The organism is Streptomyces sp. NPDC001852 (assembly GCF_042891825.1).
GTDB lineage: Bacteria > Actinomycetota > Actinomycetes > Streptomycetales > Streptomycetaceae > Streptomyces.
Map to the genome: position 1 here is coordinate 363446 of NZ_JBIATN010000005.1, position 15199 is coordinate 378644.

Below are 15199 nucleotides of genomic sequence, written 5' to 3' on the forward strand. Positions count from 1 at the left end.
AGCGCGGCCAGGGCGCACACCCCGGACCAGCCGTACCCCGCGTACGCCCGGGAGCCCCACCAGGAACCGAGGCCACCGCCCAGGTAGGCGCAGGTCATGTAGGCGGTGTTGAGGCGGCTGCGGACATCCGGGGCGAGGGCGTAGACGCGCACCTGGTTGGCGACCATGCCGGACTGCATGCCGATGTCCAGCAGCAGCGTGCCCGCCACCAGGGACAGCACACCGGGGGTGCCGCCGAGGCCGCCGAGGGCGAGGAGCGCCGCGGACGCGAGGACCAGCAGGAAGCAGGCCAGGTTCATCGCGTCGGCTCCGCGGCGGTCCACGAGCCGGCCCGCGACCGGCGTGACGAGCATGGTCACCGCGTTGACCAGCGCGAGCAGTCCGGCCGCGTCCGCACCGAACCCGTACCTCGGGCCCGTGAGCAGCAGAGCCACGCCGGTCCACACGGCGGAGAAGCCGGCGAACACCGTCGCCTGGTAGAAGGAGGAGCGGCGCAGGGCCGGTTCGGCGAACAGGAGGCGGACGGGCTCGGTCAGCAGCCGCGGGTAGCGCTGCTGGGAGGGCACGGCCGTGGCTGGTAGCGCCCGTGCCAGCAGCAGCGCCACCGCGACGGTGAGCAGGGCCGCCAGGACGTACGGCGCCCGCCAGCCCAGCCGGTCGCCCAGGGCGCCGCCGGCCGTGCGGGACAGCAGCATGCCCGCCAGGGCGCCGCTGAGCAGCGTGCCGCCGGCCACGCCCCGCCGCTCCGCCGGTACCAGTCCGGCCGCCAGCGGGCCGGCCAGCGGGGCGATCACCGTGCTCGCGCCGACCAGCACGCTCGCCGCGAGCAGCGGCGGAAGCGCGGGCGCGGCGGCAGCGGCGCACAGGCCGAGGCCGGTCAGGGAGAGCAGGCCGACCAGCAACGGGCGGGCCGGCACCCGGTCGCCGAGCGGGACGAACAGGAAGATGCCGGCGGCGTACCCGAACTGGGTCGCCGTCACGACCCCGGCCGCCGTGCCGGGGGAGACGCCGAGGCCCGCCGCCACGAGCGGGGCGAGGGCCTGCGGGAAGTACACGTTGCCGACCGCGACCCCGCAGGCCAGTGCCAGCAGGAGCACGAGCCGCGGGGTACGCTGCCGGGTGTGGTGATCCGTCATGGGTCGAAGTCCACGCCCCGCTCGGGCGGTTGGCGAACGATGTAGACGGGGACTGAATGATCAGCTTCCGGCTCGGGGTCGACGACCTCGCCGACACCCGGTTCGCGATCTCCCCGCTGGGCGAGCTGATGGAGAGCCTGCGCGTCCTGCGCGCGCCCGCCCTGCACCCCCTGCACCGCGGCTGGCGCCGTTCCGCGCTCGCCGCCCTCGACCCCGCCGACCTGCCCCTGCTGGCGGCCCTGGTCGGCCCGGCCCTGGCCCTGCCCGACTTCCTGACACCCCGGCCCATCGGCCACGCCTCCACGCTGGCCGAGGAGTTGACCGTCGTACGGGCCACGCCCCCGGAGGTCGTACGGCGCGACCTGCGCGCGGCGCACGCCCCGTGTCCGCTTCCGGGCGCGCTCCGGCGGGCCGACGCACCCGGTGACGGCCCCGTCCTCGAACTCCTCGACGCCGTCTGCTCGTTGCTGCACCGCTACTGGCAGACGGCCCTGCTGCCCCACTGGCCCCGGATCCGGCTCGTGCTGGAGGCCGACATCACGCACCGCGCGGGCCTGCTGGCCACCGGTGGGGCGCGGTCGCTGTTCTCCGGTCTGCATCCGAACCTCGGCTGGCACAACGGCGTCCTGACCATCGACAAGATGATCGGCCGGCACGCGGTCGACGGCGCCGGGCGGGGGCTGCGCCTCGTCCCCTCGGTGTTCGCGCACAAGCCCGCGCCCCCGATCAGCGCCGCCGCGCCGCCGATGCTCGCCTACCCGGGCCGGGGCACCGCCACCCTGTGGGAACCGGAGCCCGCGCCCGACGCCTCCGCGCTCACCGCCCTGTTCGGCGCACCCCGCACCACCCTGCTGCGGCTGCTCGCGGAACCCCTGCCCACGGTGGAACTCGCCCGCCGGCTGGGCGTGACCCCGAGCGCCGTCTCCCAGCACCTGCGGATACTGCACGCCACGGGCCTGGTGACCCGCGCCCGGGACGGCCGCCGGGTGCTGTACCGGCGCAGTGGACTGGCCGAGCGGTTGGTCGCCGGCGGGGGTGACGCGGGCGGCTGACGGCCGGCGACTCGTACGCGGTGGGGGTGACCGCCGGTGCCGGCCTCGGGCGGCCGGCGCACCGCTCGTGCTCGCCCGGCTGGGCGGACTCTGCCAGGGCCGGCGGAACCGCCTGGCCTGCCCGCATCGGGTTGCCTTCGGGCGCGCTCCAGCACACGTACCGCCGTCCCGGAGTGCTCGCCGAGATCGCTGCCGCGCTCGACCGGGCCCCGCGTGCGCGGAAAGGGGCCGGACGGGATCCGGCCCCCTCGCGTGGTGCGTGCGTACGGCTCAGGCGGCCGCAGCCTCGCCCACGTTGCCGTGCAGACGGGCGACGACCTCGGTCAGCTGGGCGGCGACCTCGGCGTCGTCGACCGGGTGCGTCTCGGCGAAGCGGGTCAGGGAGCCCGGGATGGACAGCTTGATGTCCTCGATCACCTTGCCGCCGGCGATGCCCACGGCCTTGCGGGCCTCGTCCTGCGCCCACACGCCGCCGTACTGGCCGAAGGCGGTGCCGATCACGGCGACGGGCTTGCCGCCGAAGGCGCCGGCGCCGTACGGGCGGGACAGCCAGTCGATGGCGTTCTTCAGGACGGCCGGGATGGTGCCGTTGTACTCGGGGGAGAAGAGCAGGAAGGCGTTGGCGGCCTGCGCGGCCTCGCGCAGTTTGGCGGCGGCGGCCGGGACGCTGCCCTCGACGTCGATGTCCTCGTTGTAGAAGGGGACGTCGGCCAGGCCCTCGAACACCACGACCTCGGCGCCCTCCGGTGCGAGCTTGACAGCGGCCTCGGCGAGCTGGCGGTTGGTCGAACCGGCACGAAGGCTGCCGACGAGCGCGAGGATGCGAACAGACATGGGAACTCCAAGAGGCTGAAACATCGCCGTTACGATCCGGACCGAGGTCCGGTTATTTTGTAGCAGGCGAAACGGACCGCGGTCCAGTTTTCTTCCCGATGCTTTACGCTGGCTTCATGTCCAGCGCGCTGCCACCGTTCCCGCCACCTCAAGAACCCCTCGACGTGCCTCAGTTGCTGGAGGTCGGCCGGGGGCCCGAGGAGCCGTGCCTGCGTGCCGACGCGGCGCGCAACCGGGCCCGGCTGCTGGAGGCTGCCGCCCGGCTGATCGCGGAACACGGAGTGGCCGGGGTCACCATGGAGGCGGTCGCGGCGGCGGCCCAGGTGGGCAAGGGGACGGTCTTCCGCCGCTTCGGTGACCGTACGGGACTGCTGATGGCCCTGCTCGACCACTCGGACCGGAAGCTGCAGGCGGACTTCCTGGGCGGGCCGCCGCCGCTGGGGCCCGGAGCACTGCCCCTGGAGCGCCTGCGGGCGTTCGGCGTCGCGGTGCTGTACCGCAGGGTCGAGCAGCTCGACCTGTACCTGGCCGCCCAGACGGAACCCACCCGCCGGTTCTCCCACCCGGCGGTCGCCGCGCTGCGCACGCACATCACGATGCTGCTGCGGCAGATCCTGCCGGACGCCGACTGCGAGCTGCTGTCCCAGACCCTGCTGAACTCGCTCGACCCGGCCCTGATCCACTATCAGACCAGGCAGTGCGAGATGCCCATGGAGCGGCTGGAGGCCGGCTGGATCGACCTGGTGGCCCGCGTCACCGGCACGCGGCCGCGCCGCTGAGCTCAGGCCGGCGGTCTGGCCCGGTCGGCAAGACCTCCGCGCCGTGCCCCCGGCCCGGCGATCCGCACGGAGCGCTGCCGCCGGGCCGGGGTTCGGTCGCCAGGGCCCAGGACACGCGGGCCTCGGGGGCGCCGGAGAGCAGTGCTTCGGCACTCGCGGCAGCAGGTCGACGCCCCACGCGGCCTGTGCGCGCGGCACCCCGCCGGACTGGAGCAGGCCCATCAGGGTCTCGATGAGCCGCAGGTGGTAGGTGTCGAGTCCCTGCGCCGGCCGACGCATGCCCTCCCGGGTCAGGGCGGGCTTGGCGGGACGCTCGCGGCGGGAGCGGGGAGAAGCGGTCATGTCATCACGGTGGCGCTCGCAGCCGTCGCCGAGCGGCCCCGGCGGCGGATTTCGTCGAACGGTGAACCACCTCGCCCCGCCTCTTCCCGGTCCCCGCCCCTCTGCCAAGATGCGGACTGTCATGGTGCAGATACCGAACACGCCCACGAGTGCCGATGTGGCCCGCCTGGCGGGCGTCTCGCGCGCGACCGTGTCCTACGTCCTCAACAACACCAGTGCCGTACGGATCAGCGAACCGACGCGCCGCCGGGTGCGCGAGGCCGCGCGGGAACTGGGGTACGTCCCCCATGCCGCCGCCCGCAGCCTGCGTGCCGGACACAGCCGTATGGTCCTCATGCCCGCCCCGGCGATCCCGGTGGGCCCGCTCTACAGCAGGTTCCTCAGCGAACTGCAGTGGGAGCTCGGCCGGCTCGACTACACCGTCGTGCAGTACGGCAGCGTCGGCCTCCAGGGTGACGAAGCGGCCCGCGCCTGGGCGGAGTTGCGGCCGGTCGCCGTCCTGGTGCCCGGCGCGGACCTCGGGCCGCAGGGCGTCGGGGTCCTCAAGCGCTCCGGTGCCCGGGCCGTGCTCACCCTCGGCCCCGAACGCGTCGAGGGCGCGCACGCCCTGCTCATGGACCACGACGCGGTCGGCGAGTGCGCGGGCGCCCATCTGCACGCCCGGGGCCGGAACCGGATCGGTGTCGTGGTGCCCGAGGGGTCCGGCCTGGAGGCGTACTCCCGGCCCCGGCTCGCCGGTGTGCGCCGGGCGCTGCGCGGCACGGACGCCGCCGTCACGGAGCTGCCGCTCGCGTACACGGAGGAAGCGGCGGCTCAACTGGCTGCGGGCTGGCGGGAGTCGGGGCTGGACGCGGTGTTCGCCTACAACGACGAGTACGCGATGCTCCTGATGCGTGCCCTGCAGGACGCCGGGATGCGCATCCCCGAGGACGTGGCCGTGATCGGCGCCGACGACCTGATGCTCGGCCGGCTGCTGCGGCCCCGCCTCAGTACGGTGCACATCGAACTGCCCTCGGGCCGCGACCTCGCCGAACTCGTCGACCGAGCGGTCCGCGACCCCGGCGGCGAGCCCGAGGTGCACAAGGTCCTGGGCGCCTCGGTGGTCCCGCGCGAGTCCACCTGAGGGGGCATCGGGGCGAGCCGGAGTGCGAGTGAAGGCCGACGGGGTACACCTGCCGGTGGTGACGGGGTTCCGGAGCGGCGCCATCCCGATGTAGTTTCACGCTCAACCAAAAAGCGTCGAGGTGAGAGTTCCCCCACCGCCCGGCGATCGATCGGAGAGCCGTATATGCCGCTGCTCGACCCGAAGACCTGGCAGGACCGCAGCCTTGCCGGCCCCGCCCACACCGTCACCGAGCCCGCCACCGGCGACGCACTCGGCACCGTCACCCTGGCCGCCCCCGAGGACGTCGGTGACGCCGCGCAGGCCGCACGCGCCGCCCAGAGCGCCTGGGCCCGCGCACCGCACTTCCAGCGGGCCCAGGTGCTGCGCCGGGCGGGGGACCTGTTCACCGAGCACGCCGGGGAACTGCGCGAATGGCTGGTGCGCGAGTCCGGGTCCATCCCGGGCAAGGCGGACTTCGAGCTCCATGTGGCCGCCCAGGAGTGCTACGAGGCCGCCGCCCTCGCCTCCCGTCCGACCGGGCAGGTGCTGCCCAGCGAGGCGCCCCGGCTGTCGTACACCCGCCGGGTCCCGGCCGGAGTGGTGGGCGTGATCTCCCCGTTCAACGCGCCGCTGATCCTGTCCATCCGCTCGGTCGCGCCGGCCCTGGCGCTCGGCAACGCGGTGGTCCTCAAGCCGGATCCGCGCACCGCCGTCTGCGGCGGCCTCGCCCTCGCCGCCGTCTTCGCGGAAGCCGGCCTGCCCCAGGACCTGCTGCACGTGCTGCCCGGCGGCGCGGAGACGGGCCGGGCGCTGGTGGAGAACCCGCTCGTCCCCGTCCTCTCCTTCACCGGATCCACCGCGGCGGGCCGCGCGGTCGGCGAGGCGGCCGGCCGCCATCTGAAGCGGGCCCACCTCGAACTCGGCGGCAACTCGGCCCTGATCGTCCTGGAGGACGCCGACCTCGACGCCGTCGTCTCCACGGCGGCCTGGGGCTCGTTCTTCCATCAGGGCCAGATCTGCATGACGACCGGCCGGCATCTCGTGCACGCCTCGCTCCACGACGAGTACGTCGAACGGCTCGCCGCCAAGGCCGACTCGCTGGCCGTCGGCGACCCGTACCGCCAGCAGGTCCACCTCGGGCCGGTCATCGACGCGGGACAACTCGCCAAGATCGACGGCCTGGTGCGCACGAGCACCGCCCGCGGCGCGAAACTCGCCGCGGGCGGCACCCACGAACAGCTCTTCTACCGGCCGACCGTGCTGGCCGGCGCGGGCGACGACACCCCGGCCTACACCGAGGAGGTCTTCGGCCCGGTCGCACCGGTCCGTTCCTTCACCACCGCCGACGAGGCGGCGGCGCTCGCCGCGGACAGCCCGTACGGCCTCTCCCTCGGCATCGTCACCCGGGACACCGCCCGGGCCCTCGACCTCGCCGAGCGGATCCCCACCGGGATCGTCCACGTCAACGACCAGACCGTGAACGACGAGGCGGTCGCCCCCTTCGGCGGCGTCGCCGCGTCCGGCACCGGCGCGCGCTTCGGCGGCGAGGCCAATCTGGAGGCCTTCACCGAGCTGCGCTGGACGACCGTACGCGGCGACGTGGCGCCGTACCCCTTCTAGCCCCTACTTGGCCTGGCCCTCCTGGGCCGCGATGCTCTTGCGGACCTCGTCCATGTCCAGGTTCCGGGCCTGCCCGATGAGGTCCGCCAGCGCGGGCTCGGGCAGCGCCCCCGGCTGGGCGTACACGGCGACCTTGTCCCGCACGATCATCAGGGTCGGGATCGACTGGATGCCGAAGGCCTGTGCCAGCTCCGGCTGGGCCTCGGTGTCCACCTTGGCGAAGACCAGGTCCGGGTTGTCCACGGCGGCCTTCTCGTACACGGGTGCGAACTGGCGGCACGGCCCGCACCAGGCAGCCCAGAAGTCGATCAGAACGAAGTCGTTGTCGGTGACCGTCTGGTCGAAGTTGTCCTTGGTCAGCTCCACGGTGCTGCTCATGGCGTGAGTCCCTCTTCCTGGTGTGGGGTGTGCCGACGGCGGAAACACGGCCGCCGGACCGCCTATTCCACACGCGCACGTCTGTCGTCCGGCGCTCGTACCCATGTGGCCGTCGCGCACACCACCCACCAGACTGACCCCATGAGGGAATCGACGGAATCGGAATCCATCGCGTACGACGTCGTGGTGCTCGGGGCCGGGCCCGTGGGGGAGAACGTCGCCGACCGGACCCGCGCGGCCGGTCTCACCACCGCGATCGTGGAGAGCGAGCTGGTCGGCGGCGAGTGCTCCTACTGGGCGTGCATGCCCAGCAAGGCCCTGCTCCGGCCGGTCATCGCCCAGGCGGACGCCCGCCGGCTGCCCGGCCTCGACCAGGCGGTCGGGGGCCCGCTCGACACCCCGGCCGTACTCGCCCGCCGGGACGAGTACACGTCCCACTGGAAGGACGACGGCCAGGTCGGCTGGCTCGACGGCATCGGCGCCGACCTGTACCGCGGCCACGGGCGGCTCGCCGGCCCCCGTACGGTCACCGTGGCGGCCCCCGACGGCACGGTCACGACCCTCACCGCCCGGCACGCCGTCGCCGTCGCCACCGGAACCCGCGCCCAGCTGCCCGACCTGCCCGGCCTCGCCGAGGTGAAACCGTGGACCAGCCGCGAGGCCACCAGCGCCAAGGCCGCACCGGCCCGGCTGATCGTCGTCGGCGGGGGAGTGGTGGCCACCGAGATGGCCACCGCCTGGCAGGCCCTCGGCTCCCGGGTCACCGTCCTGGTGCGCGGCAAGGGCCTGCTGAACCGCATGGAACCGTTCGCCGGGGAACTCGTCGCCGAGGCGCTCCTGCAGGCGGGCGCCGACGTCCGCACCGGCACCTCCGTGGAGTCCGTCACCCGCGAGAACGGCACCGTCGTGGCCGTCACGGCCGCCGGCGACCGGATCGAGGCCGACGAGATCCTCTTCGCCACCGGCCGTGTCCCGCACACCGACGACATCGGCCTGGACACCGTCGGCCTGGCGCCCGGCTCCTGGCTGGACGTCGACGACACGCTCCGGGTCACCGGCACCGACTGGCTGTACGCCGTCGGCGACGTGAACCACCGCGCCCTCCTGACCCACCAGGGCAAGTACCAGGCCCGCATCGCGGGCGCCGCCATCGCCGCCCGCGCGGCCGGCGACCCCGTGGCGGACGAGTCCTGGGGCGCGCACGTGGCCACCGCCGACCACCACGCCGTACCGCAGGTGGTGTTCACCGACCCCGAGGCCGCCGCGGTCGGCCTCTCCCTCGCCGAGGCCGAACGGGCCGGCCACCGCGTCCGCGCCGTCGACGTGGAGTTCTCCGCCGTCGCGGGCGCGGGCCTGTACGGCGACGGCTACAAGGGCCGCGCCCGCATGGTGGTCGACCTCGAGGACGAGGTGCTGCGCGGTGTCACCTTCGTCGGCCCCGGCGTCGGCGAGCTCATCCACTCGGCGACCATCGCCGTCGCCGGCCGCGTTCCCGTCAGCCGCCTGTGGCACGCCGTCCCGTCGTACCCGACGCTGAGCGAGGTGTGGCTCAGGCTGTTGGAGGCCTACCGCGACAAGTGACCCGCTTACGGAAGTTGGAAGCCGAGCGCGTCGGCGGCCGCCTGTGGTGTCGGCCCGTTCCACAGCGCGGCGACCGCCTCGTTCGTGGACAGCGAGCGCAGTTCGGCGCGGTCCAGGTAGAGGGTCCCGTCCAGGTGGTCCGTCTCGTGCTGGACGATCCGGGCGGGCCACCCGGTGAACAGCTCGTCCAGCGCGCGCCCGTGCTCGTCCTCGGCGCGCAGCCGCACCTCGGCGTGCCGGGCCACCACCGCCTGCCAGCCCGGCACGCTCAGGCAGCCCTCGAAGAAGGCGGCACGGGCGGCGCCCACGGGCTCGTAGACCGGGTTGACCAGGACACGGAACGGCTGTGGCACCCGGCCCCGGGCCTCCGCGACCTCCTCGGGCACCGGCGCCGGATCCTCGAGGACAGCGATCCGCAGCGGCACGCCGACCTGCGGCGCGGCGAGGCCCACGCCGGGGGCGGCGTGCATGGTGACGCGAAGGGCCTCGACGAAACGGGCGAGCAGGGCGGGGCTCAACTGGCCCTCGTACGGCTCGGTGCCGCGCCGCAGTACCGGCTGCCCGGCGGCGACGATGGGCAAGGGGCCGCCGGCGGCGAGGAGTTCCTCGACCCGCTCGGCGAGCGGTGCGTGATCACGAAGAGGGGCCATCGCGTCAGCATGCCATGCCGCCCGGCCGCCGACGGGCACACCCTGGTCACGGCGCCGTGAAGCAGCGTGATCCGGCACGTCGGCGCCGTCTCCGGCGGCTCCCGGACTCCACCGACACCGGAGCGGGCCGTACGGTGACCGCCCATGGGAGTGTCGCTGACTCCGAGGAGAGAGATGGTGTTCTCGGTACGGCCCTTGACCACGGACACCTGGCCCGACTTCGCCCGGCTGGTGGCGGAGCACGACGGGGTCTGGGGCGGCTGCTGGTGCATGGCGTTCCACGAGGAGGGCGTCGGCCGCACCAGGACGCCCGAGCGGAACCGGACGGAGAAGGAGGCACGGGTCCGCGAGGGCCGGGCACACGCGGCGCTGGTGTACGACGGCACCGACTGCGTCGGCCGGTGCCAGTTCGGCTCCCCCGCCGAGCTGCCCCGGATCAAACACCGCCGCGCCTACGCGGCCGGCCCTCCCGCCCCGGCCGACTGGCGGATCACCTGCTTCTTCGTGCACCGCGCCCGACGCCGCGCGGGTGTGGCCTCGGCCGCGCTCGACGGCGCCCTGCGCGAGATCGCCCGGCTCGGCGGCGGCACCGTGGAGAGCTTCCCGCAGGACACCGAGGGCACCCGGGTGTCCGCGTCCTTCCTGCACAACGGCACGGTCGCCCTGTTCGAGAGCCGGGGCTTCACCCGTACCCGGCAGTTGGGCAAGAACCACTGGGTGGTGACACGCACGGTACGGCCCTTCGTCTGAGACACGCCGAGGGCCCGGCCCCCTGCCGGGAACCGGGCCCTTGCCCCGCGGCTCACTCCTGCGGGAAGTCGCCCGCCAGCGCCGAGGCGATCCGCAGATGCCGCTCCGCCTCCTCGTGCCGGGCCTGCCGCTGGAGCGTCCGGCCCAGCAACAGCCGGGCGTAGTGCTCCACCGGGTCGCGCTCGACGATGCGCCGCAACTCGGCTTCCGCGCGGCGCAGTTGGGCCGAGTGGTAGTAGGAGCGGGCCAGCAGCAGCCGGGGTCCGGTCTGCTCCGGCACCTCCTCGACCAGCCCGGTCAGCACCCGCGCCGCGCCCGCGTAGTCCTTGGCGTCGAAGAACTGCTGCGCGCGCTCCCAGCGCTCGGCCGGTGTGCCGTGGTCGTAGTACGTGGTCTCCACCTGCGTCTCCACTCGTGACCTCCTTCGACGGCCACAACGGAACGCGTTTGTTCAATATTCCACTAATGGTCCGTGCCCGAGGGGCCTGGGGCCACCTGTGTGGTGAGGAAGTCCAGCAGGGCGGTGTTGAAGGGCTCGGGCTGCTCGGCGCCGGGCAGATGGCCCGCCTTCTCGACGACGGTCATGGTCGCGTGCGGCACGAGACGGTGGATCGCCTCGGCTTCCGCGACAGGCGTGTAGAAGTCGTCGGCGCCGACGACGATCAGGACCGGTTGCCGTACGGCCGCCAACGTGTCCCGGTAGTCGGGGCGTTCGGCCCGTCCACGCAACGCCGCCGCCGCCCCACGGGGGTCGGTGGCGCGCATCATGCCGAGGACCCGCTCCGCCACCTCGGGCATCGCCGTGACGTTGTACGGGGCGAGCATCTTGTCGATCACCTCAGCCGCGTAGCCGTCCATCCCCTCCGCGAGGAGCCTGTCGGCCAGCCGGTTGCGGAACTCCTTGCCCTCGTCGGTTTCGGCCGGCGCGGAGGTGTCGGACAGGACGAGGGCGTGCACCCGCTGCGGGTGCCGGCGCTGGAACTCCATGGTGATCTGCCCGCCCATGGACACACCGCCGACCACCGCTCGCCCGATGTCCAGGTGGTCGAGGAGCGCGGCGAGGTCGTCGGCGAAGTCGGAGAGGAGGACCTTGCCGGGGTGGACGCTGCTGCGGCCGTACCCGCGCAGATCGGGGGTGATGACCCGGTATCCGGCTTCCGTCAGCGCCCTGGCCTGGGGTTCCCACAGGGTGCGGTCGAAGGGGTGCCCGTGGACCAGCAGGACCGGCAGACCGTCCGAGGGCCCGAGGTCGTCGTAGTGAATGGTGGCGCCGCGCAGGGCCACCGCGTTGATGTCAGGCACACGGACTCCATGATCGGCCGGTCGGACAGGTGCGTCACTGATGCTCGGGACCTCTCCCGCGTACGGAGGAGAGCTGCTCCGAGGCAGCCCGTGGCAGCGTAAACCCTGCCCCTGGGGGCAAGGTCAACTCGCTGTTCCGTCCTGTTGTGGGCGACGGAGCCTGGTGGTGGACGAGAGCCATGACGACCACCGGGGCTTTCTCGCAGCCGACCGCTGTATGGTGAACCGCGGTGGCCGGTGCCGCCTCGTCCCACGTGCAGTTGCTCTTGCGTACAGGGTTCCGCGGTGCGTTGCCCACGTACTCGAGGCTGTCGTTCGCGGAGGTGCTGTGGCCATGAACCAGCCGGTGTCCGACGAGCGGGAGGCGGACCGGGCGTCGGTGCGCATGGGGCCCTGGCGGTTCGTGGTCTGGTTCGGCACGGTCAGTCTGCTCGCCGACTTCGTGTACGAGGGCGCCCGTTCGATCACCGGCCCGCTGCTCGCCTCGCTGGGCGCGTCCGCCCTCGTCGTCGGCGTGGTCACCGGCGCCGGTGAGGCCGCGGCGCTGGCGTTGCGGCTGGTCTCCGGCCCGCTGGCCGACCGCACGCGCCGCTTCTGGGGCCTGGCGATCGCCGGGTACGCCCTGACGGTCGTCTCCGTCCCGCTGCTGGGCGTGGCCGGGGTGCTGTGGGCCGCGTGCGCACTGGTGATCGCCGAGCGGGTCGGCAAGGCGGTGCGCTCCCCGGCGAAGGACACGCTGCTCTCGCATGCCACCGCCGCCACCGGGCGGGGCCGCGGCTTCGCCGTCCACGAGGCGATGGACCAGATCGGCGCCCTGGTCGGCCCGTTGCTGGTGGCCGGTGTGCTCGCGCTCACCGGGAACGACTACGGTCCCGCGCTCGGTGTGCTCGCCGTCCCCGGCATCGCCGTACTGCTGCTTCTGTTCTGGTTGCGGGCCCGGGTGCCGGACCCGGAAGCCTACGAACGCGAGGTGACGGCCGCGGCGGCCACGACACCGGACGGGCGGGACGGGCGGCTGCCGAGGGAGTTCTGGACCTACGCCGCGTTCACCGCGGCCACCACGACCGGGTTCGCCACCTTCGGCGTGCTCTCCTACCACCTGGTCCAGCGCCATCTGCTGTCCGCGGCGTGGGTACCGGTGCTGTACGCGGCGGCGATGGCCGTGGACGCGGTCGCCGCGCTGGCCACCGGGTGGCTCTATGACCGCGTCGGCCCGCGCGTGCTGATCGCCCTGCCCGTCCTCACGGCGGGCGTGGTGGCGCTGGCGTTCACCGACACGGTCGCCGTCGCGGCGGCCGGGTCGCTGGTGTGGGGCGCGGCGATGGGAATCCAGGAGTCGACCCTGCGCGCGACGGTCGCAGACCTGGTGCCCACCGGGCGGCGGGCGACCGCGTACGGCCTGTTCGCGGGCGTGGTCGGCGCGGCGAGCCTGGCCGGCGGCGCGCTGACCGGCGGTCTGTACGGCTACTCGATCCCCGTGCTGATCACGGTGGTGGTCGCCATCCAGGCGCTGGCCGTGGTGCTGCTGCTGGTCATCAGGACCGATCGCCGCTGACGCGGAGTCGGTCGCTGGTCAGGGGTCTCGCCGCGGCTCACGCGGCTCGCCGGTGGCCGCGCGTCGCCGGGAGGATGTGGCACGGGTCGTGGGCGGGGACGCACAACACCTTCTCGTCGGGGCCGTGTTCTTCCTTCATGCGGCCACTCGTCGCAGGCCGGCAGCCGGCGGAAGGGCCGTGCCCGCACGCGCGGCGAGAGCGGTGGGTGCGTGTACGGCTCCTCCTGGCCGGTGCGGCCGGCCCAGGGACCGTCAGCGGATGTGTCCGCGGTCGCGGTGAGCCCCCTCACCGGCACGCCCTCAGGGATGTGCCCTTCCCGTGTGCTCCTGGGGCCCGTCGGCGCCCCGGCTGGTTGCCGCCCCGGCCGTCCGGCAGGAGACTGCTGGTATCCGGCGACGGGGTTCGCCGCCCACCGCTCCGACGCGGTGCCGACGGCCGACACCCGCTGACCCTGCTCACGTCCGAGGAGGTCAGGTCCATGCCCCGGATCACCGTCGACATCGACACCACCGCCTCCTCCACCATCCGCACGTCCGACGACGGCGCCTCCGGCCGCCTCACCGCGACGGGCTGGCCGGTCGGACACGGCCGCATCCCCGACACCCTCGACGCCGACGGGTTGCCCCTGGACGCCCTGGTGCTGATGCCCGAACCCGCCCTGGCCGGCGCCACGGTGCCTGCCTGGCCGCTGGGCGTCCTGCACCGCGCGGGTGCCCAGTCCGCGTCCGCCGCCCCCGTGCTGCTGTGCGTGGCCGAGGACCCTTCCTTCATCGACCTGGTCGACACCGACGACCTGCCCCGCTGGCATGCCGAAGGCGACGCCTGGGCCGCCGTTCTGGCCCGCCTGCAGCGCCGGACCGCCGGCGAGGTCATCGACTGCGGCACCCGCGCCGAGGCCGAACACCTGATCAGCGACGCCCGTCACGCCTACGAGCGGCTCACGGGCTGCCTCGAATGAAGAGGCAACGAGTCCGTCAAGATTCACCCAAGCGCTGCACAGGAAATCCTTAGGTAAGGCTCGCCTAACTTATGCTGAGCGTCGTCCCCAGGCAGCCCGCCCCCACCCGGCCGCCACCTGAGCACGACCCGGAGTTCTCCCCATGTCCAGCGCCAACATCGCCCTGCTCGGCGCCATCGCGGGCCTCACCATCTACCTCGGCCTCCCGCTCGGCCGGCTGCGCACACCGACGCCCCGCCTGAAGGCCGGGCTCAACGCGGTCGCCATCGGCATCCTCGTCTTCCTCGTCTGGGACGTCCTCACCCACGCCTGGGAACCGGTCGACGCAGCGCTGGGCGACCACCACTGGGCGACGGTGGCCTCCGGCGGACTCGTGCTCGCCGCCGGGCTCGCGGCCGGACTCGCCGGGCTGGTGTACTACGACGCCTGGACCGCCCGCCGCCGGGCCGCCGCCGGGCGCCCCGCCGGCCCCGGTGCCGCCGCGGCGACGGAGCTGGCGCCGAAGACCCGCAGCCAGGCGGCCTCCCTCGCCCTGATGATCGCGACCGGCATCGGCCTGCACAACTTCGCCGAGGGCCTGGCCATCGGCAACTCCGCCGCCAAGGGCGAACTCTCCCTCGCCGTGCTGCTCATCATCGGCTTCGGCCTGCACAACGCCACCGAGGGCTTCGGCATCGTCGCCCCGCTCGCCGCCGAGGGTGAACGCCCCAGCTGGGCCAACCTCTTCCGGCTCGGTCTGATCGGCGGCGGGCCCACCTTCCTCGGCACCCTCGTCGGACAGCACCTCGTCAACGACACGCTCTCCATCGCGTTCCTGGGCCTGGCCGCCGGCTCCATCCTCTACGTCGTCATCGAACTGCTCGCCGTGGCCCGCAAGGCCGGTCTCAAGACGCTCACCACCTGGTGCATCCTCCTCGGTATGCTCCTCGGCTTCGCCACGGACGCCGTGGTGACCGCCGCCGGAGCCTGAGCCCTGCCACCCCCTCCGGCGCGTGAACCCCCGCCGGAGGGCAGAACCGCCCTCCGCTCCCGGACTGCCCATGGCGAACCGTCCGCTGTCCGCGAGCGAGAGGGCGTGCGTGTTGTGCGGGTGGGGCGGGGATGATCCGCACGCAGGGCAGAATCCGCCGCGGCGGCCGGCCGTGACGGCCGGAAC

General features: G+C 73.7%; 14 protein-coding genes and 1 pseudogene. 9 read left to right on the top strand and 6 right to left on the bottom strand.

Features of this window, described 5'->3' with window-relative positions:
• Positions 1-125: 125 nt before the first annotated feature.
• A pseudogene (locus tag ACFYZB_RS11885) lies at positions 126-1136 on the bottom strand (MFS transporter); the annotation flags it as partial.
• 56 nt (positions 1137-1192) lie between these two features.
• On the opposite strand from ACFYZB_RS11885, the gene ACFYZB_RS11890 reads away from it, so the two are divergent.
• Entirely contained in the window at positions 1193-2188 is a 996-nt protein-coding gene (locus ACFYZB_RS11890) for a metalloregulator ArsR/SmtB family transcription factor (protein ID WP_388757306.1), read from the top strand.
• Between the two features lie 270 nt (positions 2189-2458).
• Here the strand turns inward: ACFYZB_RS11890 and ACFYZB_RS11895 are convergent, their stop codons facing one another.
• Positions 2459-3022, bottom strand: coding sequence for an NAD(P)H-dependent oxidoreductase (locus ACFYZB_RS11895; protein ID WP_351208519.1), 564 nt, complete (start codon positions 3020-3022; stop codon positions 2459-2461).
• A 98-nt stretch (positions 3023-3120) separates the two neighbouring features.
• Here ACFYZB_RS11895 and ACFYZB_RS11900 point away from each other — a divergent pair, with 98 nt between their 5' ends.
• The 3 genes from ACFYZB_RS11900 to ACFYZB_RS11910 all read left to right on the top strand — a co-directional run bounded on the left by ACFYZB_RS11900 (position 3121) and on the right by ACFYZB_RS11910 (position 6868).
• Positions 3121-3801 (top strand): TetR/AcrR family transcriptional regulator, encoded by a 681-nt coding sequence (locus tag ACFYZB_RS11900; protein ID WP_388757310.1) that lies wholly within the window; start codon positions 3121-3123, stop codon positions 3799-3801.
• 463 nt (positions 3802-4264) lie between these two features.
• Positions 4265-5266 (top strand): LacI family DNA-binding transcriptional regulator, encoded by a 1002-nt coding sequence (locus ACFYZB_RS11905; protein WP_388757313.1) that lies wholly within the window; start codon positions 4265-4267, stop codon positions 5264-5266.
• Between the two features lie 165 nt (positions 5267-5431).
• Positions 5432-6868: a benzaldehyde dehydrogenase gene (locus ACFYZB_RS11910; RefSeq protein ID WP_388757316.1), complete on the top strand. Its 1437-nt coding sequence runs from the start codon at positions 5432-5434 to the stop codon at positions 6866-6868.
• A 3-nt stretch (positions 6869-6871) separates the two neighbouring features.
• Here the strand turns inward: ACFYZB_RS11910 and trxA are convergent, their stop codons facing one another.
• Complete coding sequence (trxA, locus tag ACFYZB_RS11915) at positions 6872-7246, bottom strand: thioredoxin (protein WP_388757319.1); 375 nt, start codon at positions 7244-7246, stop codon at positions 6872-6874.
• Between the two features lie 141 nt (positions 7247-7387).
• On the opposite strand from trxA, the gene ACFYZB_RS11920 reads away from it, so the two are divergent.
• The gene (locus tag ACFYZB_RS11920; RefSeq protein WP_388757322.1) at positions 7388-8827 is read left to right on the top strand and encodes a dihydrolipoyl dehydrogenase family protein; all 1440 of its coding nucleotides are present in this window, start codon (positions 7388-7390) and stop codon (positions 8825-8827) included.
• Between the two features lie 5 nt (positions 8828-8832).
• Here ACFYZB_RS11920 and ACFYZB_RS11925 read toward each other — a convergent pair whose 3' ends face one another.
• Positions 8833-9477: a peptide deformylase gene (locus ACFYZB_RS11925; RefSeq protein WP_388757325.1), complete on the bottom strand. Its 645-nt coding sequence runs from the start codon at positions 9475-9477 to the stop codon at positions 8833-8835.
• A gap of 144 nt (positions 9478-9621) precedes the next feature.
• Between ACFYZB_RS11925 and ACFYZB_RS11930 the strand changes: the two genes are divergently transcribed.
• Positions 9622-10227 carry a GNAT family N-acetyltransferase gene (locus ACFYZB_RS11930; protein WP_388757328.1) on the top strand — a complete coding sequence of 202 codons (606 nt, stop codon included), beginning with the start codon at positions 9622-9624 and terminating at the stop codon, positions 10225-10227.
• Positions 10228-10279: 52 nt separating this feature from the next.
• Here the strand turns inward: ACFYZB_RS11930 and ACFYZB_RS11935 are convergent, their stop codons facing one another.
• Positions 10280-10627, bottom strand: coding sequence for a tetratricopeptide repeat protein (locus ACFYZB_RS11935; protein ID WP_351208560.1), 348 nt, complete (start codon positions 10625-10627; stop codon positions 10280-10282).
• A gap of 62 nt (positions 10628-10689) precedes the next feature.
• Positions 10690-11520, bottom strand: a complete 831-nt coding sequence (locus ACFYZB_RS11940; protein WP_388757451.1) for an alpha/beta fold hydrolase — start codon at positions 11518-11520, stop codon at positions 10690-10692.
• A gap of 343 nt (positions 11521-11863) precedes the next feature.
• On the opposite strand from ACFYZB_RS11940, the gene ACFYZB_RS11945 reads away from it, so the two are divergent.
• The 3 genes from ACFYZB_RS11945 to ACFYZB_RS11955 all read left to right on the top strand — a co-directional run bounded on the left by ACFYZB_RS11945 (position 11864) and on the right by ACFYZB_RS11955 (position 15013).
• Complete coding sequence (locus ACFYZB_RS11945) at positions 11864-13084, top strand: MFS transporter (RefSeq protein ID WP_388757331.1); 1221 nt, start codon at positions 11864-11866, stop codon at positions 13082-13084.
• A 479-nt stretch (positions 13085-13563) separates the two neighbouring features.
• Entirely contained in the window at positions 13564-14043 is a 480-nt protein-coding gene (locus tag ACFYZB_RS11950; protein ID WP_388757334.1) for an inorganic diphosphatase, read from the top strand.
• A gap of 142 nt (positions 14044-14185) precedes the next feature.
• Complete coding sequence (locus tag ACFYZB_RS11955; protein WP_388757337.1) at positions 14186-15013, top strand: ZIP family metal transporter; 828 nt, start codon at positions 14186-14188, stop codon at positions 15011-15013.
• The last annotated feature ends 186 nt before the right edge of the window (positions 15014-15199 follow it).

Excerpts from the sequence above, each read along its gene's own strand:
- ACFYZB_RS11890 (WP_388757306.1), top strand. The coding sequence starts at position 1,193 with ATGATCAGCTTCCGGCTCGGGGTCGACGACCTCGCCGACACCCGGTTC.
- ACFYZB_RS11895 (WP_351208519.1), bottom strand. The coding sequence starts at position 3,022 with ATGTCTGTTCGCATCCTCGCGCTCGTCGGCAGCCTTCGTGCCGGTTCG.
- ACFYZB_RS11900 (WP_388757310.1), top strand. The coding sequence starts at position 3,121 with ATGCTTTACGCTGGCTTCATGTCCAGCGCGCTGCCACCGTTCCCGCCA.
- ACFYZB_RS11905 (WP_388757313.1), top strand. The coding sequence starts at position 4,265 with ATGGTGCAGATACCGAACACGCCCACGAGTGCCGATGTGGCCCGCCTG.
- ACFYZB_RS11910 (WP_388757316.1), top strand. The coding sequence starts at position 5,432 with ATGCCGCTGCTCGACCCGAAGACCTGGCAGGACCGCAGCCTTGCCGGC.
- trxA (WP_388757319.1), bottom strand. The coding sequence starts at position 7,246 with ATGAGCAGCACCGTGGAGCTGACCAAGGACAACTTCGACCAGACGGTC.
- ACFYZB_RS11920 (WP_388757322.1), top strand. The coding sequence starts at position 7,388 with ATGAGGGAATCGACGGAATCGGAATCCATCGCGTACGACGTCGTGGTG.
- ACFYZB_RS11925 (WP_388757325.1), bottom strand. The coding sequence starts at position 9,477 with ATGGCCCCTCTTCGTGATCACGCACCGCTCGCCGAGCGGGTCGAGGAA.
- ACFYZB_RS11930 (WP_388757328.1), top strand. The coding sequence starts at position 9,622 with ATGGGAGTGTCGCTGACTCCGAGGAGAGAGATGGTGTTCTCGGTACGG.
- ACFYZB_RS11945 (WP_388757331.1), top strand. The coding sequence starts at position 11,864 with ATGAACCAGCCGGTGTCCGACGAGCGGGAGGCGGACCGGGCGTCGGTG.
- ACFYZB_RS11950 (WP_388757334.1), top strand. The coding sequence starts at position 13,564 with ATGCCCCGGATCACCGTCGACATCGACACCACCGCCTCCTCCACCATC.
- ACFYZB_RS11955 (WP_388757337.1), top strand. The coding sequence starts at position 14,186 with ATGTCCAGCGCCAACATCGCCCTGCTCGGCGCCATCGCGGGCCTCACC.